The organism is Butyricimonas sp. BSD2780061689_150309_C8 (assembly GCF_015560935.1).
Lineage (GTDB): Bacteria > Bacteroidota > Bacteroidia > Bacteroidales > Marinifilaceae > Butyricimonas > Butyricimonas paravirosa.
Genome location: NZ_JADMSV010000001.1, coordinates 192,936 through 217,218, shown reverse-complemented (window position 1 = coordinate 217,218; position 24,283 = coordinate 192,936). Strand labels below are relative to the sequence as shown.

The window sequence follows — 24,283 nt, the reverse complement described above, 5'->3', positions numbered from 1 at the left end:
AATCTTTTTATTGTGTTATAATTTCTTCTTTATTCTCGATCTTCACACTTCTCAACAACCACAAGTAAGAGTCCTCCAAGGCCGGGAGAATCTTCTCGGCGGTCTCGGTGGGCTTATGCTCGCTGAGGCAACGTACTTTGATGATGTCGCCTTGGCGGATGTGGTGAACGATTAGCATGTCGGACGGTAATTTTGCGAAATCCCGTACCGGAACCTCAAAGGTCCAGGTAACATCCTTGGCGATATTAGCCATGTCACTTGGCGTACCGTTGTATTTCAGAATACCCTTGTTGATCACGCCGACTTGGTTACAGGAACTGGCAATGTCCTCTATAATGTGGGTAGAGAAAATCACGATCCGGTTTCGGGACAATTCCACGAGCAAGTTTCTGAAACGGATTCTTTCCCGCGGGTCCAGACCGGCAGTCGGTTCATCCACCACGAGTATCCGGGGCAGGTTCAACAGGGTTTGTGCGATACCGATACGTTGTTTCATACCACCGGAGAAACCTCCGATCTTCTTGTCCTTGTTCTCGTACATATGCACGGCAGAAAGTACTTCGGCTATCCGGTTATGACGTATCTTTTGGTTATATATTCCTTTCAACAGGGCTTGGTACTCCAAGAACTCCCATGCCGTGAGGTTCTCGTAGGTCCCGAATTCCTGCGGTAAATAACCGATCAGACCTTGCAACTCTTCCCGTTTCTTCTGGGTATCGATACCGTTAATGAATATCTTCCCGTAACTCTGTTCGAAGACCCCACAGATGATACGCATCAACGTGGTCTTACCGGCCCCGTTAGGCCCCAACAAACCGAACATTCCGGTATGTATCTCCATGGAAACGGAATTCAACGCCTTGAACGGTTTCTTCTTCACCCCGATAAACGGAGCCTTGGAAGCCAGACGGAAAATAGTCTTTTTCAACATACGGAACCGACCGTCGATCAAGTCAATATTGATGTTCTCCTTGTTGATCTTGTTGGACAAGTAGCGTGCGGCAATGCCGAGATACCAGAACATACCGAGGAAGATAGCCCCCCCGCTGTTCTCGAATTTCTTACTTGACCAGATCAGGATAACCATAGGACCGGCATAATAAATGACGATAGCAATGATCCGTAGAATCTTGGCAATGACGGTCTGTTTCCGGTTCTCGCAGAACTCCCGGAAAACATTCATGATACTTAGCGTCATCGTCCAGGTAATGAAGGCAAAAACAATTGCCCAGAAGAACAGTACCTGGTAGCTGAACGTGAAATAATACATGAATCCCAGCACGGGCAACGACCATAACAACGGTTGCATATCCCGCCATTCGCGATAATTCCCTTGCAGGCCGAGCCGTTCCTGGATCTTCAAACCGGAAGTCCATTCCCGGTTGAAACGTGACGGGCGTCCGTACACTTTGACAAGATTGCATATCTTGATCTCCAACTCTTCGTCAGCTGGGATGATATTACTTTGCGCCCGACGTAAACTGTCTTCCAAGAACCAGGTCACTCCCGGTACGAGAATAACCGTTAGGATCACGTATAGAATCCGGTTCAACAGGGTATAGGTCCAGAAGTAAACGCAGATTACGGCCACGACGAAAAGCACGACTTGCAATAGTTTCATGAAGAGACTTTGCGTGCGTAAGCGGTATAAAGCATCTTCCATTCCGGAATACAATGTCGGGATAATGACCAGAGTCAACAGCGTACTCATGGTAAGTCCCCCGATCACGGTGATGGCAAACGGGGCTCCCAGTCCGGACACGTATTCTCCTTGCCCCATAGCTAACGGAATCATGGCCACGATCGTCGTGATTGCCGTGATCAGAATCGGTCTTAAACGGGATAACCCGGCCGTTATAATAGCTCGTTGTTTACGGTTTCCATTCCGACGGAGTAAAGAAGTGTAGTCGATGAGGATGATACTATTATTCACCACGATACCAATGAGGATAATGAAACCCACGAAAACATTGGCATTCATCAATGAATTGCTCGTGAATAATAACGCCAGTAAAGAACCGATAGCGGCCAGCGGGATGGTAAACATCAACACGATGGGAGCCGTGGTTGATTCAAATACGGCGGCTAAAATCATGTAAATCAAAATGAATGCGGCCAAAATAAGGAAGATAAAATCATCCATTTCGTTTTCCTCGTGTACGACCTCCACGGCGATACCCGTCGGGACATCCATGCTTTGCACCAGTTCGTCAATCTCCTCCCGTGCGGCTTCCAGCAAATCCTTTGATTCATTGATGTCGGAATTGAACATATAAACGAGGTTCACCTCCTTTTCCTGGTTAATACGAGTGATATTTCCTTTGTCACGTCCTAGGTTGATGCGGCTGAAACTCCGTAATTGGACTAACCCGTTATTCTTGTTCGTGACTTCCAGATTGCGTAAATCCTCCAATGTCCGGGTTTGTGTCTTCTGATCGTCCTCATCATAATTGATATCCCGGATCAGGATATCATATTCCTGGTTCCCGGCTTTGTATTTTACCTCAGCTTTACTTTGAGGTTGGAAGTTGGAAAGCTCCTGACTTACATTACTGGGTTCAACCTCGTTCATTCCCATGAGGTACTGGTCAAAAAATATTTTGGAGACCGTACTTCCTTGGGAAACTGAAATGTGGGAATTGGAAATGTTATCCAGATCGTCAAGTTGATATTTCAAATATTCGGCAAAATTTGCCATAGACTCGAAATCCTGCCCCTTGATTATCACTTTTTCTGTTTGACTACCCATACCCATCATTCTGAGCAAGGAACTATTGCCAAGCATTCCACCGCCACCGCTACTTCCTCTGAAGTTCTCGCTGCTCTCGCTGGCCTCTAGGCTGATTTGGTTGATATTGACCGTCTCGGCCAACCGGAGTACTTCGGTTTTCAGTTGGATGAGGGATTTCTTATTGATCTTTTGGTAATCATCTTTCAATCGAATCGTAAGCCGGACATCCTCTTTCATAACGTTGGAAGAGAATTCTTTTATTTCCGGAACTTCGAGTAATTCGTCCTCGAAAAGCCGGATCATCTCGTCGGTCCTTTGAAGCGTGTAGCCCGTTGGCGGGGTGATATACACGTTGAACGTATTCAATTCAACCTCTTTCAGCGTGTTCAAGGTTAAAGAGGTGGACAGAACCACGGTAACCAGTAACGTGACTAGAGCGATAATGATTACTTGTGCCGGACGGCGAAGTGACATCTTGAGTATGGCAACATATATCTGCACCAATCTGTTATGGATTGATAAGTTGCTGAAGTTTACATCTTCCGGTGTCTTGCGCAAAATAGCGTTTACCGCCATCGGAATCAATAGTAATGCCACGACCAACGATATGGTAAGCGTTGCCACGATAGAGATTCCGATATGTTCCCCGATCAGTTTGACTAGATAATTGTCTGCGAAAAGGAAAGGCAGGAACACGGTAATCGTGGTGACTGTGGCCGCCATGATTGCCTTCCATACCTCGGTAGTTCCCCGAACACAAGCCTCATCGGTGGAAACTCCCAGACCTTTCAGCCGGTAGATATTCTCCATGACGACGATAGAATTGTCCAGTAACATACCGACGGCGAGGGCAATACCCGTGAGGGTTAGCGTGTTGATCGTTATTCCGAATAGATAAAAGAAATAGAATGACGAGAACACGGAAATCGGAATGGCAAAAGCCACGATGGAAATGATCCGTATTTTCCGAAGGAACAGGAACAACACGAATATGGCCAGTAAGGCTCCCGAAAGTCCGAGATCAATGATCTGGTCAATATTTTTATTCATCACGTCGGCCGCATCGTCCTCCACCTCGATAAGAACTCCTTTGGATGCTAATTCCCCGTTTAGGCGATCAATTTCTTGTCGAACCTTTTCGGAAAGTTCGATCACGTTAGCTAGCGGGGATTTGGACAGGATACAAGAGATCACCTCTTTCCCGTTGGTACGGGCGTATGATTCCTCTTCCTTCACGCCGAATTGGATTTCAGCGATGTCTTTCAATTGGATCGGTCCCTCGGCAACCACGATACTTCCCAAGTCTTCTGTGGCAAGATATTCGGCTGTTACGTTGACGAAATAACGTTTGTTGTTCTCGTAAACCGAACCGGCGAAACTCTTTTCTGCCAGATTGCTTGAAATGGCTCGACTGATCGTTGATGTCGTGATATTCAACGCCTTGCATCTTTCCGGATCGACAATAACCTCGATGCTTTTTTGCCGTCCTCCCATGATGGTGACGTTAGCGATCCCGTCGATATTTTCCAGGTAGGGAACAATCTCTGAATCGGCGATATTACGCACGTAGTCGATGTCGTCCTCCCCGAGAATTCGTAGGTTCATGAACATATCACTGGCAGAACCCGAAGAAGATTTGTTCACGTTTAATCTGAAATTATCAGGGAGATTCGGGGTGATGCTTTTTATTTTTTCTTCCAGTTGTAGAAAGGTGTATTTCAGATCAACGTCCTGTTTGAAAGAGACGGTTACCTGTCCTCCTCTCGAATAAATCTGGGTTTCTATTTTTTCTACCCCGTTAAGGGCACTGACGGCTCCTTCAACGGGAATAGCTACTTGATTTTCTATATAGGAAGGGTCAGATTCTGTCTCGGAGCTAATGCTCACGCTCAACACCGGCAGTTCGGCATTGGGGTATAATTCCATGGGAAGGTGTTTATAGGAGAAAATTCCCATAAGTACCAGCCCGATGAAAAGCATCGATACAAGAACCCTTCTTTTTATAATCGTGTTCATGATTTCTTTCTGTCAATAACGTAATACACACACGGAATAACGATCAGCGTCATGATGGTCGAGGTCAGCAAACCACCGATCACGGCAAGTGCCATGGGCGAGCGTAATGAGGCTCCTTCCCCGAATCCGAAACACATGGGTAGCAATGCCAGAATCGTGGTGGCACTGGTCATGATAATCGGACGCACACGATGCTGTGCTGCCATTTTAATAGCCTCTTCCAGGGGATGACCCTCTTCTTTCAGGCGATTGATCGCATCCACGAGTATGATAGAACTGTTCACGGCAATACCCGCCAGCATGATAATACCGATAAAGGCCATCATGTTGAGTGTTTGTCCGGTGAGCAGGAATGCCAAAATACACCCGACGCCGGCTAACGGAATGGTCAGCAGGATCGTGAACGGGTGGCGCAAGGATTCAAATTGTGCTGCCATCACCATATATACTAATAGAATAGATAAAAACAGGGCGAATCCCAACCCACTGAATGACTCTTGTCGCATCTCTTCCTCTCCCGTTATTTTAGCCGAATACTTGGCTGGGAATTCAACCTCGGACAATTTAGCTTTAATAGCAGGGGTTATATGGCTTAGTGAGTATTGTTTCTCGATCATGGCGGTCACGATGCCCGTCCGGCTTTGGTTAACCCGGTTAATTTCTTTCGGAGCCGACGCGATTTCTATGTCTGCAATCTCTCCGAGACGGTATTTCTTCTCGCCTTGTATGATTTCAATATCGTAGATTTCGGAAAGGGTCACTTCGGGAACCTTGATATTGATGTCAATAGTCTCGCCTTGTGTTTCGAAAGTTCCGGCATCCTTACCTGCCAGTTTCTCGCTGACTTGGTTACTTACCGTGGCAACGTCAATCCCGTAGATTCCACTTTTCAAGCGGTCAATCTTGATATTCACCTCCGGGGCTCCTTTTTCCAAGGAAGATTTGATGTCGTATATACCGGGAATTCCAGTGATTTTCTCTTTTATCTCGCTACACAATTCATCCAGCAATTCAAGTTCTTCCCCTTTCACCTCGATTACCAGCGGTGCCCCTTCTGTTCCCAGAATACTTTGTAGGGCGGATTCTCCTTTCTCGTAGGAAATTTCCACGCCTTCCGGCAAGGGGTAATTCTCGTTAATATTCGTGATAAAGTAATCGGCATCCAGCTTAGAATCTTTCTTTATCTTTACCTTAATTTGGGATTGATTCTCTGATTCCAGTTTTCCCCCGCTTTGACTTTCAAGGTTGGATGGGCCAACCAGCGTGTATTGCCATTCAATATCATCCTGTCCTAGAGTCCGGATGGCATCTTCAATGGTTCCCACGGCATTATCCGTACTTTTTAACCTTGTTCCCGGTTCCATGGTAACAAGAATCGAGAACTCCTTCGATTCTGTTTTAGGCATGAACTCCATGCCGATTAACGGTAACATCAAGTAAGAAACGATCATGAGAGCTGTGGCGATGCCAATCACCAAGTATTTCCTTTTAAGGATCTTCCCGACGAAATTTCCGAAACCTTTGATCGTGATGGCGTGACTGGAAATGTTGTCTTTCTTCCGCATGAATTTCGATGCCAGCATCGGGATAAACAGGATAGAAACAAAAAGGGAGGATAACAGCGAGAAACTAACCGTCCACGCCTGTTCCTTGAACAACTCCCCGGCGGCACCTTGCAGGTACACGATTGGAAGGAATACCACGATCGTAGTTAAGGTGGAAGCCGTGATTGCTCCCGCTACTTCCGAGGTCCCCCTCACGGCTGCCTCCGTGGGCGGCAGGTTGTTCTCGTCCATATTCCGGAAGATATTTTCCATCACCACGATGGCATTATCGACCAGCATTCCCGCACCCAGTGCGAGTCCTCCCAGCGTCATGATGTTAATGGAAAGACCGTTGAAGTACATCAGGTTGAACGTGGCTATGATCGAGATCGGGATAGAGAGACTGACGATTAATGTCATGTTCACTCGTCGCAAGAATATATAAAGTATAATAACGGCGAGGATGATACCCATTAAAGCGGAATCTTTAACCTCCTTGATGGAACTCCCGATAAATTCTCCTTGGTTACTGATGATATGGAAATCATACCCCGGTAAACTTTTGCGAAATTCATCAATCTTGGCGAGCAAGTTTTCCACGGCATTTACCGTGTTATATTTATTTTCTTTGTAGATACTGATTCCCAGACAGCGTTCTCCGTTATAACGGGCCAAATTTTCCGGGTCTTTGTTGCGAATGGACACGGAGGCCACATCTTTTAAATATACCGGGGCTTTTGTCTTGCTGGAACTGCTTGTAGATTCCGTGGAAGAGGAACTTCCGCTGGAAGAATTCTCTTTAAATGCCACGATAATGTTTTCAATATCTTGGAGACTGGTAATCAGGTTTACCCCTTTCACCGTGTATTGAATATCCCCGTCTGTGATCGTTCCCCCGGAAACATTTTGATTGATGGCCGTGATTTGCGAGGCAATCCCGTCGGCAGTTAATCCGAATGCCTCCAACATATAAGGATTCGTGGATATTTCGACGATAGCCTGTTCCTGTCCGTTCAATTGAATATCCGCGATTCCATCTACCCGGACGAGTTCATTACGCATGTAATTTTCTGCGATCTTTCGCAATTCATTCATGTCCTTCACCTCGTTATGAGTGAGAGCGATGGTCATGATTGGTGTTGCGTTGGCATCGTAACGGGTAACGTTAACTTCTTCGATGCTTTCATCTTGAGAAAGAGAAGAGACACTTCGCTGTAAATCCAGGAAAGCGGCATCCATGTCCTGATCCCATCCGTATTCCACGGTAACCTTCGTGTACCCGACTTTCGTGACGCTGTACACGCTCTTCACGCCTTCCTGACGTGCGGCAGTCGATTCGACATTGGTAGTGATTAGCTTTTCAACCTCTTCGGGTGGTCTCTGACCGCTTTTCACTTCCACGTAAAGAGCGGGATTTTTCAAGTCAGGGAAAAGATCTGTCCCTAACTTATTATAAGATATGGTTCCCAGTAAACATACCGCCAGCGTGAGCATTAACACGCTCACCGGGTATTTTACTGCAAATTTGGTAATGCTGTTCATGTCTTTTTATTTCATGATTTTTACTTTGCCTCTGTTTCTCAGGAATTCGTAGCCTTTCACCACGATCTTGTCTCCTTGGTTCAGACCGCTTTCCACCTCGATGAAACGGTCATCACTGATACCAATTGTGATGATTTTCTCCATGGCCCGGTTTTGTTCCACCGTGTAGACAATCCGGTTTCCTCCCCGACGGGAATTAACGATGTCTTTCGGTATAACAATAACTGAATCCTTTTGCAAAGTAATAATCTCTCCTTTCGCGAACATACCGGGACGTAGTTTCAGTTCCGGGTTGCTGATCGTGATGTATCCGGTGTATGTGCGGGTATCCTCGTTGATTGCCGGGGATAACTGGGAAACAAGGCCGGACAGTGTATCTGATTTGATATTATAATTGGTGACCAACACTTTTTGACCCACTTTCACCTTATCGATCGTGTTTTCCGGTAATGCGATTTCCATGTACATATGGCTGTAATCCATCAACCCGACCATCGTTTCGCCCGATGCGATCTCCACGTTCGGGGTGAAATACGGCAGGCTGACGATGGCTCCTTTGAAAGGGGCTTTGATCGAGAGCTTTGCCAGATCAGAGTATGCCGTTTCCAATGCTGTTTGCGCTTGTATGTAACTACTTTCGGCATTTAGTACATCTTTTTCCGTGGCACCGCCTTTTTCAAATACGGCTTTTTGTCCTTCCCACTCTTTCTTGGCGATATCAACCTGCATTTTTTTTGTTGGTAACGACACGGTATTTTCGTGTTCTTTATTATTCAGCTTGATAATCACGGCCCCTTCCTCGACAATGTCTCCCAGCTTGTAGGGACGCTTGGTCTTGGGGTTGATCATCAGCTCGTATTTACCGTTTGTCTCGGATTTCACTTCCACCGTTTTGGCTGCTTTGGCTGTTCCTGTTGTGGTGGTCAATTCCCGAACATCACGTTTCCCGACTTCGGCAAGCCAAACAGGCGTGGTTGTTTCTGAAGAAGAACTCATTCGTTGCTCGTTACAAGCGTTCAAGGTGTAAGCCAGTAGAATCACCCCGATATATTTTATAGATTTGTTGATCATAGCGTTTTTGTTTTATATTTTGTGTTAGGGTTTATTTCAATAAATCAACCGGTAAATAAGACCTGTTATTCTGGTAATCCCACAGGGTTTGGATTTTCAGATCCAGTAATTTCAATTTGTATGAAATGATGGCATCCGTCAATGAGTTTTTTGCGTCAGTTAACTGGGTCTGTTGGTTTTTCAGTTCCATACCGGTAAGGGTTCCGCTACGATATTTCTCGACGTTGATGTCGTACGTGCGCTCTGCGTTTCTGACTGTCTGGCGGGCGATTTCGATCTGGCGTAATAATTTGGGTAACTCTCGACAAATCTGACGTACTTCGAGCATGATGGATTTTCTTTCTTCCTCGTTGCTGATCTCCGTGTTTTCGTTGGATAATTCCGTACTGCGAATACTTGCCTTTCTTGCCCCCCAGTCCCAGATAGGAACGGTTAAGGTAACCCCGATCGTTTCGTTGTCATCCGGTTTCGAGAAAGCTCCGTTGAATTTATCACCTTGGCCCATCAAACCTACTCTGGCGGAGATACTACCTTTAAACTTGTTATTATCCTTTGCCTCGATCAAGCTAAAAATACCTTCTTCAATGGCAATCTGTTGTTGGCGGATTTCCATACGTTGAGTCAAGGCGTATTTAACGGCTTGATTCACATCCACGTGAACCGAATCAATCTGGATGTTGGGTAATATGCTGATGTCTATATCCAAGGGTAACCCCAAAGTTTGCTTGAATTGATCTTTGGTATTCTCGTAACTCGTTTCCGTGTCGGCGAGAGAATTCTCGTTCGTGGCTAAGGTTACTTCCGCCTGGAAGAGTTCTTCTTGGGCGATCAAATGTTGTTCCACTTTATTTTTGATTAACTCGTAGTTTTCTTTTTGACTCTGGAAAGCTTCCCGAGCCGTAACGAGTCTTTTATAAGACTGGTAAACGCCATAAAATGCTGCGGTCACGTTCTTCTCGATGTTCAGTTGGGCTAGAGCGTATTGTATTTTTGCTTTTTCAAGGTTGAATTCCAGCCTTTTCAATTGCATCTTGGTCTTGTTGTAGGTAAAGATCGGTTGCTCCAGGTTTAAGCTAAGGTTATTTGAAAAAGAGGTACTCTTGGCTCCGAAAGATTGGTTATCGTCATCTTGCCAGTTAAACGAGTTGCTAAGTGTAAGCGTTCCGTCCGTCCACTTGATCGGTTGACTGATCCTGAAGTCCAGGCCGGAACTCATGGATTTTCGGGTATACCATTGTGTATTGTAATCGTCAAACGACGTACTTCTGGTATATTGAAACGGGCTCAGGTTCAAACTGAACTGTGATTTTAACGAGGCTTTTTGCTGAATCAGGGCCAGCTCACTTTGTTCCAGACTCATTTTACTTTGAATGATGGAAGGACTTTGCTGATAAGCGATCTCCAGAGCCTTTTCCAACGTCAAAATTTCCTGAGCAAACGTTGATCCGGAACAAAACATGAGTATTCCCGAAATAATCAACGATATTGACGCGATCTTTTTCATAATATGTTGTTGTTATTTTTATTTGTTATTGTTCGTGTACACCCATTTTACCGCATCGGCAAAGATGATTTGGTTTGATCCCGATCCCTTGTCACTTAAGGTAATCTTAGCCTCTCCTTGCGAGAAATAGAAAGAACCCAGTGTCATCCATCCCTGCCGTCCCCGGCCCGTCTCGACTGAAATTTCCTCTTCTCCGTCATCATGTTTTACCGTGTAATATTGCATTTTTTTCTCTTCATTCCTTCCCCAGCGATGTCCCATCATGGGAAGATCAGACGAGTACACGAATACCTCGTAGAATCCTGGAATTTGTATCTGGGTTGTCCATTCCGTCTTGTTACTACCGCTTCCGGATTTCTTGTACACGGCACTATTGATATAGTCCCCGTAATAATTTGCCCCGATAGTAGCTGTCCATTTACTGGGGGGCATCCAGAAGTTTAAGTTCTTGTATTTATCTTCGCTCTCCTTCTTGAAGAAAGATTGTAGCTTGTTCTTTTGATTGGATTCGATTATCCGGAATCCGGGATCTTCGTTGTCAACCGTGATCTCTTTCGGGTTAAACGTGAAAAGGGTGGCATTTGCGTCGAATATTCCTGTTACCGTGTCGGTCGTCGTGGTGGTCACTTTGGCGAAATTCTGCATGATCGTACTGGGTAGATTCTGCGAGATATTCGTGTTAATCGTGAGGTTACTCGGACGTTCGTCACATAAAATACGAATCTCTTTGTATTTCTGCGGTTCTATAATGTAATTTTTCGCCGGCTTGGACTCCATTTGAGCAGCCCGTCCTCTTCTTCCCCGCGGGCCGCCGGGGAACATTCCGCCTCCTTCTTCCACGTTGACGGAAATCACACCTTCTACATTCGTGGGGTTGTACACTTGGAACTTCACGATATATTTCGTGTAATCCCCGACTTCTACTTGATCGGCATCCACCCCTTTCACGATAAAACGAGGCGTGCTGTTTATCGTGTACCAGTTCGGGATGAAATCCATTAAATTGAAATGGAATTTACGGATAAACTCACTGTTCAGGCGAGTGAAATTAACTTCTTGAAACTGGTATTTTTTAGTGAATTCTGCCATGAATTCCTTGAACTCGTTTGATGAAAGGCGTGAGTTTATATAGTTCCTCAGGTAAACGCCCTTTAGTTTCATCATTTCGTAGAACACCTCTGTCGAAAGCGTGTTATCAAGTACGGCTTGTTCAAAACTTTTCCCGTTCAGGTAAGCGGCGGCTCGTTGGTCATCGCCCATCCCGTTGAACATCCGGAAGAAATGTCTTCCCTGATCGCTTTCTTCCTGTTTTAGCATGGTGTTCATCACGATGTCTATGATCGGGAAATTCTGGGAATAAATAGAACCCGCGTAATTAAAATACATGGACGATAAATCGTACTTGTTCAGCTTGGATGTCCCGGACCATTCGCCAGAGAACATATTCACGAATGTATTTCCCTCTTCTTGAAACGTTTCCTCCGAGAGAAGAACCCGGCGGACAAAATCCCGTATAACGTTCATTTCCACGTCAATTTCTTCCATCGCTCCCTGGGGATCACGTCGTCCCCAGTTGGCCATTCTTTTCTTGGCAAATTTGAAATTACTGCTAGGCAGGGTCGTGGCAAATTCAGGAAGGAAAACCATCTCCGGTTGCGCCTGCTCGCTGTTCCCTTTCCAATTTCGCACGTAACCCGTGTAAGAAATAGGCGTTTCTGCCATGATAAATTTCTGATACGGGTATTTACGGCCTTTTCTCAACTCGTATTCGGATTTCACATCCTGAAGGAATCCGGCTAACGTGTCCGAAATGTTAGGAAAAACTTCAGAATAGAAATCGTGACCCTTAAAATTGTATAATTCGATCTGCACGGAATCAACCACGATACTCTTCTTCTCGTAGTCCCCAATGGCTAAACTGATGCCGGGCAGTTGCTCTTTATTTCGGAATATTGTCGTGTCCCCCGATTGGGAAGGTGTCCCTTGTGAAAGAATCGTCCGGTCATCGGGATGAATCACTTTTAGAGTGTAATTCGAGAAGTTTTTCCGGATATTATAAGGAGCTTCCGGGTTTACCGGTGGAAAGGTAGAGGGGTACCACAGGCATTCCGGGGTCAGCAGGGTAAATTTATCCTGCACGAAAGCGTATCTTTTCCCGAAACGGAGAATACTACTTCCGGTTTGCGTGTCGTAATATTCTTCGTCCGTGATGTCCAGGTAGCAGATATTCTCGTCGATGGAACCGTTATACGTGATATCCAGTTCAAGACTCTCGTACGGGCGGAGTTTGTGTTCCGCAATAATAACTTGCGCATCTCTTTTGTAGGGAATTTCTTCTCCTTGGTGGGTTAATTTTTCAACTTGCAGGGATGGGTTCAAGTAGAACACGATTTTGTCGATCTCCTGGTGATTCCGGTTTTGGACCTTTACGTGTGAATTGACGGTAATCTTTTTACCGTCTTGTGAGAATATAATCTCTTGATCTATCAAATGAACTTTGTCAATATTATTGTATTTCTTGTATCTTTCGGAATATAATTTGCGTTGATTGTCAACGTGATGGAATCGGGTGAAATAGGTGAAACCACAGCCGATTCCGGCGATCAGGATAATACATCCCAGGGCGTTCAGCAAGATATTTTTCTTGGGATGTAACGGTAAGCGGTTGACCATGGCGATGGTAAACGTGAGTAATCCCATTCCCAATAGCAAGAATGTCAATCGTTGAACGAGATAGGGAAACAAGTTCGTGTGTCCCAGCACGTCGGAGAACATATTCGGCACCGTGAGGGCGAAGAAGTCAAACGTTCCGTGTTCCGCGTCCCCGAGATAAGATAAGGTTACCCCGATGAATCCTAACATAATTACGAACGTAACCGCTTGGTTACGAATAAAACTCATGATCACGAACGATAGTCCCAGCACGAAAATCAGTGATGGGATCGATAACGTGAGTAGGTAGAAGAAATAGGGGAATAGGGTAAACGGGGATTCACTCGCGAACAAATGAATGAAACCAGCGATGAGTAAAGCGATAATGTTTAATGATACAAACACTTTCACGATCCCCCATGTTTTCCCGATGATATAATCTGCGTTACTCATCGGGCGTACGTAAATTACTTCGGCTGTATCTAACTTTTTATCTCGCTTTAAAAAGCTCCCTGCCAGGAATATGGCAATGACAGATTGTGCGATATTGAAAAGGTAGATATTGACAAACGGGATGGAGGATGGCATGGCAACCATGACCCATTCGAACCATCCCAGGTTTGACTGTGTACCCATGTGAAAAAATACGATAACTAAAAGGGATAAAATAGCGAATATACGAAATAGCCAGCTTCTCCGTAGGAGCTTGGTTTCGTATCTCGATATTGTGCTGATGTTGTGAATATTCATCGCTGGTTTCTTCTAAGATTTACTTGAACAATTCATTTTCTTTGATTGCTTCAACCTGCATGTTCATCTTGTCTTTCAGCAAGTAGTCCATGTAGTAAACGTAGGCATGTTCGAGGTTCGGTTCGATGGCTTTGTGCGAGTAGCCGTCAATGGCATCGGCCACGACCTGAATCTCCATACCGCCGTCCGTCGGGATGGTTGAAATAATCGGGTATTTATCTTTGATTTCTTCGTATTCCATGTCGGTTACGAAGATCTCCCATACTTTTCCGCGAGCCAGATCGATCATCTCGTCCGGTGAACCTTCAAACTTCAGTTCTCCGCGGTTTAGCAAGGCCAGTTTCTTACAGGTACTTGAAATGTCTCCCACGATATGGGTGGAAAGGATAATGATGGAATCCTTGTCGCTGATGTCTGACAGGATGTTACGGAACCGGATTCTCTCTTCCGGGTCCAGTCCGGTAGTCGGCTCGTCCACGATAATCACTTTCGGGTTTCCGATGATGGCTTGGGCGATCCCGAGTCTTCGTTTCATACCCCCGGATAACCGGTTGGCCCAACGGTCACGGACTTCAAATAAACCAACTTTGCGTAGCATCTCGTCTACCACTTCGGCCCGGTGTTGCTTCCCCTTGATCCCTGCAAGCCCGGCACCGTAATCGAGGAATTCCCAGGTTTTCAGTTTCTCGAAGAAACGGAAGTCCTGTGGCAAGTAGCCCAGCAGGGAGCGAATCGCTTTCCGGTCCTTGGCAATGTCATAATCATCAAAATAGATGGTTCCTGACGTGCAACTCTGCAATAGAGTCATGATTCTCATGAGAGAGGTTTTTCCTGCACCATTCGGTCCCAACAGGCCGAACATCCCCGGTTCGATTTCCAAATTCAAGTCTTTTAAGGCTTTTTTACCTCCCGGGTAGACTTTATTCAGATTTACAATTTTTATACGCATAACGCTGGTATTTTAGGTTGGTATAAATCTATGCATAATAAGCCGGAATATATGTTAATAAAATGTGAAATATCCTAGTTTGAGTGAGACACTTTTTGCTTAAAAAGGTTTATTATTTTAACAAAATATTAACTTATGACTTCCAATGTTGGTTCTCGAAGGCCATTTTGGTGAATTTTTGTTGACTGCCGGATGCTTTACCCTGTTTCATGTGATTTTCGTTTAAGTTTTCTGTAAAGATATGAAATACAGCGTTATTGATCAATTAATTCAAGTCAACGTCGGTAATTTCGGGACAGAAACCTCGATTTTATCGATGAACACGCATCATCAAGAAAATATCTCCCGGATAACCCGGATACTTTTCGTGTTAAAATCCAAGTTCAGATGGAACCCGAGAAAGAGTAGGGCTATGTCGAGTAAGATCTTGCGTCCCTGTTGATTAAGCGGGATGTCTTTCAATTCTTGTAACTGACACGTGCAGAGGGCATGGATCGCTTTGGCGGAATGTGGCCCCGTATGGTAACTTCCCGGTGAACCTGTGGGATAAAAACATCCGTCATTGATGTTGAACACGTGGTCGGGGTGGTATGTGCTATTGTCTATGCTGAACCCGAGTAATTTGCCCAACCGAAACAGGAATAGCAAGTTGAAATTGGCGATGTCCTCCCGTGTGATATTCAAGTATTCCACGGAAGTTTTGATGTACTCGTATAGGCTGGGGTTCGGGTCGGAATCCCGTAGCACGAGGTTTAATATTTCACCCCACAACAGGGCTATATTCATTTTGTACACGTCGAAATAGATGGCAGACGTGTTTACGAGTGGAGAGAATGATTTCAGTTTGTGGAGTCCCCCCCTTTCATTAGGGATAAACTCGATTTCCACGATTTGCATACACTGGGCGGAGGTGTTCGCTTTACGCTTGAACAGGGCTAACGGGGTAATCATTTGCATATAACCTCTTTCTTCCGAATAAACATGTAGAATTTGTTGCTGTTCGGAATGAGGTATGCTTTTTAATATGATGGCCTTCACCGTGTGCATACTTTTTTATAAGTTGTTTAAAAAACGGCATAATGCCCGGACGGCTTGGCCCCGGTGGCTGATTTCGTTTTTCTCGTGAAGGGGCATTTCGGCAAAGCTTTCTTGAAAACCTTCGGGACGGAAAATCGGATCGTAACCGAATCCCTCGTGCCCATGCTTGCTTGTGAGAATCTCCCCGTTGACAATACCTTCAAACAAGTATTCCTTTTCCCCGAGAATTAAAGCGATAACAGTTCTGAAACGGGCTTGGCGTTCCGATATATTTTGCATCTCCTGTAAAACTTTTTTCATGTTGGCTTCCGAGTCGTGGGCATTACCGGCGTATCGTGCGGAATAAACACCGGGAGCATTGTTCAAGGCTTTTATTTCTAACCCTGTATCATCCGCAAAACAGTCTAAGCCATATTTCTCGTGAATATACCTGGCTTTTTGAAGAGCATTCCCTTCGAGCGTGTCTTGTTCTTCCGGAATGTCCTCATGGCATTGAATCTCTTTCAAGGAAACGATCTCATGCTGGGAACCGAGCATTTCTTTTATTTCTTCCAGCTTGTGGGCATTATTGGTAGCGAAAACTAATTTCATGGCTTGTAATAATTTGTATGTTGCAAAGGTAGTGAAATTGGGAGTAGAAACTAACGATTATCCCTAGAAATGCCGTGTAAAGTTAAAAAGTCATGATTTATAGATGATTACTACTAGACCACTACCGTATAAAACGCTATTAGAACGCTATTAAAACCCTATTAAAGCGCTATATTTAGAATAGCGTTTTATAAGAATTTTAAAAGCATGATAAAAGAGTGATTTCAGCTAATGATCATGAAGAAGTGCAAGATTGATCATATATTAAAGATTGACGTGGGACTGTCGTGGGTAGGACAATTTATAATCCTTGATATTATAATTTTTCTCGGTCCGTGCGAGAAGAAAATTATATCGTGTATATTTGCATTCGGGTAAAACAGGAACCATTAAATTGATAATATGAAAGGGATTGTTGTGAAATCTACCGGAAGTTGGTATTCCGTGCGAATGGAATCGGGGGACGTGCTGGACTGTCGGATCAAGGGTAAATTCCGGATGAAAGGGATTAAGACCACGAATCCTGTTGCGGTAGGGGATGTTGTCGAGGTGGAGGTCAATCCCGATGGTGCGGTGATCAACCGGATTGAAGATCGGAAGAATTACATTATCCGGAAATCAACGAACTTGTCGAAAGAGGCACATATTATCGCCGCGAATGTCGATCAGGCGGTGTTGGTGGTGACGGTGAATCATCCCGTTACATCGACCGTTTTTATCGATCGTTTCCTAGCATCCGTGGAGGCTTACCGGATTCCAGCCATACTCGTGTTTAACAAGATAGATTTGTACGATGAGGAGGATTTATTGCTATTGGGAGCTTTGACCCAGATTTATATGCAGGTGGGGTATGAATGTTTTCACGTGTCCTCGTTGACCGGGGAGGGGATGGAAGACGTGGTGGCGGCCTTGAAGGATAAAGTGACCGTGTTTTCCGGCTTGTCGGGGGTGGGAAAATCCTCGCTGATCAATCGTGTCGAGCCGGGATTAAAACTGAAAGTGGCGGAGATTTCCGATTCCCATGACACGGGAAAACATACCACCACGTTCGCAGAAATGTTCCCGTTGAGTTTTGGCGGGTACATCGTCGATACTCCCGGAATCCGGGCGTTCGGGGTGATTCACATGGAAAAAACAGAGATATCACATTATTTCCCGGAAATATTCAAGCGGGCAAGTGAATGCCGATTCTATAATTGCACGCATATTCACGAACCGGGATGTGCCGTGCTGGAAGCCGTGGAGAAGGGGGAAATCAGCGAGAGTCGCTATTTCAGCTATGTAAGCATGTTCGAGGAAGGAGATGAAAAATATCGGAAATAAAGGGTTTTGAGGGAACGGAATTTTCATCGTGCATGCCAAAAAATCGAAGTTTTTTGTATAAGTTTGTAAATCCAATAATTTATACGTGGTGGTGAATTTTTAAATTTATGCAGGTTGATGATAAGTTGATATGTAAACTTCTAGCTGAACATGACGATCCCCGGGGGATGGAAGTACTGTTCAGTGATTATTATCGACCTTTGGTTTTGTGGGCGGATTCCTTTGTGGGAAATATCCCGGCTGCAGAAGATTTAGTACAGGATTTCTTCGTGGCATTCTGGGAGCAGCGAGCTTATGTGCGAATCACTTCGGGTAATCTTCGGGGATATCTTTTTGCTTCAGTAAGAAATCGGGCGTTGAAGTTATTGGAAAAGAGGGATCCCTTACGCGAGGCTTGTGGTGAGTTGAACGAGAATGTGGAAGTTGAGGACACGGATTGGCTGACAGAGGAGATTTTGCAGGCAATAGAAGTTGAGATCGAGAAATTGCCCCCGAGAACACGCGAGGTTTTGAAGTCAGTGTATATTGATGGGTTGAGTTACCGGGAGACGGCAGATCGTTTTTCTATTTCGATTGCGACGGTAAAAACGTTGCTCGTGAATGCTTTGAAGTATTTGAGGCAGGTCTTTTCCGGGTTCTGGCACTTCAGGTTCGAATGAACTTGATATCGGTACGATCGGTAGAAAAGTTAAATCACATTTTTTCCTCCCTTAATCTCGTAAAAAAGCTTACCTTTGAATAGAGAAGTAAACTATTTCCACATGGACAAGAATAAATACATTCGATTTGATTGGGCCGTGAAACGGTTATTGCGGGACAAGGCGAATTTTGTCGTCTTGGAAGGGTTGTTAACCGTGTTACTTGATCGTCAAGTTCACATTATAGATATATTGGAAAGCGAGGGTAATCAACAGATTTACGAGGACAAGTTTAACCGGGTAGATGTTAAGGCCCGGGATAGCGAGGGTGAGATTATTATCGTGGAGGTGCAAGTTACTAGGGAATTATATTTCCTTGAACGAATTCTTTATGGTGCAGCCAAGGCGATTACCGAGCATATCAAGCTAGGAGAACTTTATTCAGAAGTGAAGAAAGTGTATTCTATTAGTATTCTTTATTTTGACATTGGAAAAGGGGATGATTATCTTTACCATGGTCAAAACATCTTTACGGGAGTACACACCGGTGATCATTTGCACGTGACCGTGAAGGAGCGGGATGCTTTGGTTCAGCGCTTGCCATCGGAGATATTCCCAGAGTATTTCTTGATCCGAGTGAATGAGTTTGATCAAGTGGCAACAACCCCGCTTGAGGAGTGGTTGGATTACTTGAAAAATGATTACATCCGTCCCGATACAAAGACTCCGGGATTGAAAGAAGCAAGGGAAAAGCTGGTTTACTATAATATGGATGAAGCAGAACGAGCTGCGTATGATCGTCACGTGGATGCTATCATGATCCAGAATGATGTGCTGGGTACAGCAAAGCTAGAGGGATTAGTCGAGGGTCGAATGAAAGGCTTAGAAGAAGGTCGAGTAGAAGGTCGAGAAAAGGGTCTAGAGGAGGGGCGAGTAGAAGGCCGGGAGGAGGGATTGGTCAAAGGTGAAGAGAAGGGGATCTTGAAAGTAGCCCGGAATATGAAAGAAAAGAATATGCCGATGGATATAATCATTCAAATGACCGGACTGACTGCCGAGGATATTGAAAGGTTGTAGTTATCTTTTTGAAATAGAGATCACGATGATAACCCTCAAATTCCATAGAATTTGAGGGTTATCATTTTTTTTTGAATTTTTTTCTAATTTCATTCAACCGTTTTCTACTCTTTCCGGTCTTTAGAATAACAAAGGTTATTGTAAAAATGAAAAGAGAATATCAAGTCACTGAATCCGAGTTGTTTGACTTTTTTAATGACAAACTTTCTGTCGAGGAAGAAAAAGAAATTCTGGAATGGAAAGAGGCTTGTGATGAGAATCGTGAGTTGTTCGATGTCATGCGAAAGGAAAATCTCATTCTGAAAGAGGTTGTCCGAGCTCAACTTATCAAGGGTGATTATTCTTCCATACAGGGACGGATAATTCCTCGGCGTCATCGGGCATTTAAATTAAAATATTGGGGTGTTGCTGCTGCTATCGTGGTGGGGGTTATTTCTTCAGTTTCGTTATGGCAGTATTCTTCTATGGATAATAATAAAGAAATATCTCATGTTGGCGCTCCTGCCCGTGCTGCGATATTAGAGTTGTCTGGAGGGGAACGCCATTATTTGGGTGGTAGTGAGATCGAATTCAAAGAGCAGGATGGTACGCAGTTGGCAGTCAGTGAGGGTAAAGTTGTGTATGATAAGAAGGCGGGGGAGGACGTGGAGAGAGAGAAGGAAGTACTTGTCTTTAATAAAATCACGGTACCGCGAGGTGCCGGGTTATATCGAATTTTGCTTAGTGATGGTAGCGTGATCTGGTTAAATTCAGATAGTCGCTTGGAGTATCCGGAAAAGTTTGCTTTAGGAGAACGAAGGGTTCGTATCAGCGGAGAGGCGTTTTTTGATGTTGCCCGGGATACGATGCGTCCGTTTGTTGTTGAGACAGCTTTACAATCCGTTTCTGTTTTGGGGACGAAGTTTAACGTATCCGCTTACCCGTCGGAACCGGTTCTGACAACGCTTGCTTCCGGGAAAGTAAAAGTGATACCTGTTAGTGGAATGGATTCGGTTGTACTGTTACCGGGGGAACAATCTGTTTTAAGTGTGCATGCAGATAACTTATCCGTGCGGCAAGTGAAAATTAATGATGTCGTTTCTTGGAAAGATGGGATCATTAATATTGAAAACATGGGTTTGAGAGAGATATTGAAGGTCGTATCTCGTGCCTATGATGTGGATTTTGATACAGAATTATTACCAGTTGATGATATTATTTTGCGGGGGAGCATTTCAAGTGATGAAAGTCTAGGAGTGTTTCTAGCCGTGTTAAGTAAAGTAGCGGATGTGAAATTTAAAATGAAAACCGATGGGAAAATAGAGGTTCAAAAAATTAATTAAAAAAGGGAGAGAATTCAAGGAATTCTCCCGCCCCAAGTTTGCGACGTCTGTTGGCGACAGACGATATCTTATAATTCAAATACAAAAATATGAAAAAAAAATGGAGTCACGCCATTTTTCGAGTGGAAATTCGGAAATGGGGTCGGATTATGTTAGTAAATTTAATTTTGGTATTGTTGTCGGGAGTGTCTTTGTATGCACAGAATGAATCTTCTCGGCAACAGAGAATTACGGCTAAGTACCAGAATAAAACGATTCTGGAAGTACTAGAAGACCTGAAAGCAAAGACGGGATATACTTTTGTGCACAAGCAAAACGATATATCCAGCGAGGTGAAAATCACGGAAACTTTTACAAATGCGACACTGGATGACGTGTTAAAAAAAGTGCTTACGGCTCATGGTTACGATTATTCGATTGAGAGCAAGGTGATTGTTATCAAGAAAAAGCCGAAAGCCCAAGAGTCATTGACACGGGATATTATCACAGTGAAGGGGCGTGTGGTGGATGAGAAGGGAAATCCCATGCCGGGAGTGAGTGTGGTGATTAACCAGACTTCACGAGGGGTTGCTACTGATAATAAGGGGAATTATGATATTCTGGTTAGGGCCGATGACGTGTTGAAATTCTCGTTTATCGGTTATAGAGATGCGACAGTTCCTGTTGAAGGGAAAACCGTTCTAAATGTTACACTTGAACCTACAGAGGAGGCCTTGGAAGAGGTGACAGTTGTTGCTTATGGTGAGCAGAAACGGGAAAGTGTGGTTGGTGCGGTAACTACCGTGAACGTGAGTTCACTGAAAACCTCCAATAGTGATCTTACTGCAAGTTTCGTGGGACGTATTCCGGGTATGATCGGTTACCTGAAAGGGGGAATGCCGGGGGCGTTGAGAGAAGAGGAAATGCAGACTCAATTCTCTATCCGTGGTATTACTTCTTTCGGTAATAATGCTAATACGGCTCCGTTGATTTTGTTGGATGGAGTGGAGGTTTCTGTACTTGACTTGTCTCGTATTGATCCGGAAGATATTGATTCTTTCAGCGTGTTGAAGGATGCTTCTGCCACGGCCATGTATGGTGCTAGAGGAGCCAACGGGGTAATTTTGGTTTCTACAAAGAAAGGAGCTGAAGGATCTGTTTATACGGCTTTCCGTTATGAGGCTATTGCTTCTATGCCAACGAAGAAAATCGATGTTGTAGATCCCGTTACTTATATGCGAGCTTACAACGAAGCTTTGCAAACCCGTGATCCGTTGGCACAGCCAAAATATACGGCAGAGCGTATCAATAACACGGGTAGTGATCGTTTCCCTTCTTGGGTGTATCCTGCTAATGACTGGTATAAACTTCTTTTTAAAAATACCGCAATCAATCATCACTTGGGTTTGAGTGTTCGAGGGGGTACAAAGATTATGCAATATTACGCATCGTTGAGTCATAATTATGATGAAGGTATGTTGAAGACCGATCGGTTGAATTCGTTTGACGTGAATATTAGGAATAATACTACGGCTTTACGTATTAATTTGAATATTGATATGACTCCGAGTGCCAAATTGGTGCTTAATTCTAATTCAACACTAGACGCCTATCGCGGTCCTCTTTCTAGTGTACAACAAGCTTACTCTTTAGCATTCAATGCAAATCCGGTTGACTATGCTGCAGTTTATCCTGCTGATGCAACCTATGGTTTCCCACACATTCGGTTCGGTTATGAAACGAAAAATTCTAATAATCCTTATGCTTCTATTCAAGCGGGTTATTTGGAGAGAAGTCGTTTTGCTACGGTAAATCGTGTGGAGTATATTCAAAATTGGGGAGCAATTCTAAAAGGATTGGAAACACGTGCTAATGTTTCTTTGTATAAGGAAGCCTATTATAGTACTCCATTTCAAACTACGCCTTATCAATATCGTTTGGCGGACTATAATCACCAGACTGGTGAACATACATTGGAGCAGCTTACAGAAGGTGATAAGAATTTGAAGGTTGATCCTAATGGTAAGGTTACGGAAGGAGAAACTCAGGTTGCGGGAGAATTTCGAGTATTTTATAATGGGAATTGGGGCGATCATACCGTGAGTTACACGGGGTTATTTAATCTTTCTCAGCGTACCACTTCAACCGGACGTACGTTATTTTCTGCTATAAAAAATCGTAATATGGGACTTTCTATGCGACTTTCTTATGGATATAAAGAACGTTATTATCTGGAAGGAAGTTTTGGATACAATGGTTCCGAGCGTTTTGCAAAACACAATCGTTTTGGCTTCTTCCCTTCCATAGGTTTTTCTTATATGTTGTCCAAAGAGCCGTTTATTGCTAATGCTACCGGACATTGGCTCTCTTTCCTGAAAGTGCGTGCTTCGTATGGTAAGGTCGGGAATGATGGTATTGGAGATGCGGTAACAGATAATTACACGCAAAATGTGGGACGATATATTTATTTGGAGAATGTAGGAATCAATAGTCAAGATCAGTATGTGATTTATTCGTATGCTAATCCTACTATTCAATGGGAGATTGCCGAACAGACAAACTTGGGACTGGAAGTGACGCTTTTTAAAGGTTTGTTGGATTTTACGGTTGATTTTTATGAAGAAATCCGTCATAATATATTATCGTCTCGTACGATTGTGCCAGCCAGCATGGGTTTAGGGCTTTATCCCTTTGATAATGTCGGAAAAGTTCGTTCCCGTGGTATGGACTTCTCTGGAAAAATTCAGCATGCATTTTCCAATGATTTCTGGTTCATTTTAAACGGTACGGCTACCTATAATAAGTCGGTTTTTAAAGAGATTGAGGAGGCGGCTGATAAGCCGGAGTGGCAGGGAAAAGTGGGGCATGATATTTCACAGGTCGTGGGATATATTGCAGAAGGACTATTCCAGAGTCAGGAGGAGATAGATCGTTCACCTATTCAATCCGGTAATTATATGCCGGGAGATATTCGCTATCGGGATGTGAATGGTGATGGGAAAATCAGTATTGATGATGCCGTGCATATCGGTTATCCCACGGAGCCAAGGTTCGTGTATGGTTTTAACGGAACTATCAGCTATAAACGTTTTGAGTTTAATTTTGCGTTTCAAGGGGCATCCAAACGTTCTCTTTTTATCGAGCCTTCATCACTTTCTCCGTTCGTGAATGACCGGGCTCTGTTAAGTGCGATCTGGGAAGACCACTGGACTCCGGAAAACATGAAAGCTAATCCATTGTGGCCTCGTTTGTCGACAAGCAGTATTACCACACATAATATGGAAGAGGCCAGAATTGGGCAGGAGACTTTACGTGCTTCAACTTATTTCATGCGTGAAGTAAAATTCTTACGTTGTCAGTCATTGGAATTAGCCTATAACTTGCCGACTAGATGGGTGGAGAAGATAGGTTTGCAACGTTTGAAACCTTATATCCGGGTGAATAATCCTTTTTTGATTAGCGATTTTGATCTTTGGGATGTGGAGTTAGGTTCGTCCGGATTCAACTATCCAATTCAAAGAACTTATTCTGTAGGTATTAATTTAAGTTTTTAAAA

13 protein-coding genes are annotated in these 24,283 nt (G+C 44.2%); 5 read left to right on the top strand and 8 right to left on the bottom strand.

Annotation, left to right across the window (positions count from 1 at the left end; all coding sequences use genetic code 11):
* Nucleotides 1-7: 7 nt before the first annotated feature.
* The 8 genes from I2I33_RS00705 to I2I33_RS00670 all read right to left on the bottom strand — a co-directional run bounded on the left by I2I33_RS00705 (nucleotide 8) and on the right by I2I33_RS00670 (nucleotide 16,388).
* A complete protein-coding gene (locus tag I2I33_RS00705; protein WP_087419048.1) occupies nucleotides 8-4,747 on the bottom strand; it encodes an efflux RND transporter permease subunit in 4,740 nt (1,579 codons plus the stop codon).
* On the bottom strand, nucleotides 4,744-7,833 hold the full coding sequence (locus I2I33_RS00700) for an efflux RND transporter permease subunit (protein ID WP_087419047.1): 3,090 nt from the start codon (nucleotides 7,831-7,833) through the stop codon (nucleotides 4,744-4,746). Before I2I33_RS00700 ends, I2I33_RS00705 begins: the two co-directional genes overlap by 4 nt.
* A gap of 6 nt (nucleotides 7,834-7,839) precedes the next feature.
* On the bottom strand, nucleotides 7,840-8,904 hold the full coding sequence (locus I2I33_RS00695) for an efflux RND transporter periplasmic adaptor subunit (RefSeq protein WP_087419046.1): 1,065 nt from the start codon (nucleotides 8,902-8,904) through the stop codon (nucleotides 7,840-7,842).
* A 31-nt stretch (nucleotides 8,905-8,935) separates the two neighbouring features.
* On the bottom strand, nucleotides 8,936-10,408 hold the full coding sequence (locus I2I33_RS00690; protein WP_229128136.1) for a TolC family protein: 1,473 nt from the start codon (nucleotides 10,406-10,408) through the stop codon (nucleotides 8,936-8,938).
* A gap of 18 nt (nucleotides 10,409-10,426) precedes the next feature.
* Complete coding sequence (locus I2I33_RS00685; RefSeq protein ID WP_140402514.1) at nucleotides 10,427-13,696, bottom strand: hypothetical protein; 3,270 nt, start codon at nucleotides 13,694-13,696, stop codon at nucleotides 10,427-10,429.
* 133 nt (nucleotides 13,697-13,829) lie between these two features.
* A complete protein-coding gene (locus tag I2I33_RS00680) occupies nucleotides 13,830-14,759 on the bottom strand; it encodes an ABC transporter ATP-binding protein (protein ID WP_087419044.1) in 930 nt (309 codons plus the stop codon).
* Between the two features lie 330 nt (nucleotides 14,760-15,089).
* Nucleotides 15,090-15,806 carry a DNA repair protein RecO gene (gene recO, locus I2I33_RS00675; protein WP_087419043.1) on the bottom strand — a complete coding sequence of 239 codons (717 nt, stop codon included), beginning with the start codon at nucleotides 15,804-15,806 and terminating at the stop codon, nucleotides 15,090-15,092.
* A 6-nt stretch (nucleotides 15,807-15,812) separates the two neighbouring features.
* Entirely contained in the window at nucleotides 15,813-16,388 is a 576-nt protein-coding gene (locus tag I2I33_RS00670) for a non-canonical purine NTP diphosphatase (RefSeq protein ID WP_087419042.1), read from the bottom strand.
* 402 nt (nucleotides 16,389-16,790) lie between these two features.
* On the opposite strand from I2I33_RS00670, the gene rsgA reads away from it, so the two are divergent.
* The 5 genes from rsgA (at nucleotide 16,791) to I2I33_RS00645 (ending at nucleotide 24,281) form a co-directional block, all read left to right on the top strand.
* Nucleotides 16,791-17,711 (top strand): ribosome small subunit-dependent GTPase A, encoded by a 921-nt coding sequence (gene rsgA, locus I2I33_RS00665; protein ID WP_087419041.1) that lies wholly within the window; start codon nucleotides 16,791-16,793, stop codon nucleotides 17,709-17,711.
* 107 nt (nucleotides 17,712-17,818) lie between these two features.
* Nucleotides 17,819-18,370 (top strand): RNA polymerase sigma factor, encoded by a 552-nt coding sequence (locus I2I33_RS00660; RefSeq protein WP_087419040.1) that lies wholly within the window; start codon nucleotides 17,819-17,821, stop codon nucleotides 18,368-18,370.
* Between the two features lie 102 nt (nucleotides 18,371-18,472).
* Nucleotides 18,473-19,426, top strand: a complete 954-nt coding sequence (locus tag I2I33_RS00655; protein ID WP_087419039.1) for a PD-(D/E)XK nuclease family transposase — start codon at nucleotides 18,473-18,475, stop codon at nucleotides 19,424-19,426.
* Between the two features lie 146 nt (nucleotides 19,427-19,572).
* Nucleotides 19,573-20,748 (top strand): FecR family protein, encoded by a 1,176-nt coding sequence (locus I2I33_RS00650; protein WP_087419038.1) that lies wholly within the window; start codon nucleotides 19,573-19,575, stop codon nucleotides 20,746-20,748.
* Nucleotides 20,749-20,837: 89 nt separating this feature from the next.
* Nucleotides 20,838-24,281, top strand: coding sequence for a SusC/RagA family TonB-linked outer membrane protein (locus tag I2I33_RS00645; RefSeq protein ID WP_140402513.1), 3,444 nt, complete (start codon nucleotides 20,838-20,840; stop codon nucleotides 24,279-24,281).
* The last annotated feature ends 2 nt before the right edge of the window (nucleotides 24,282-24,283 follow it).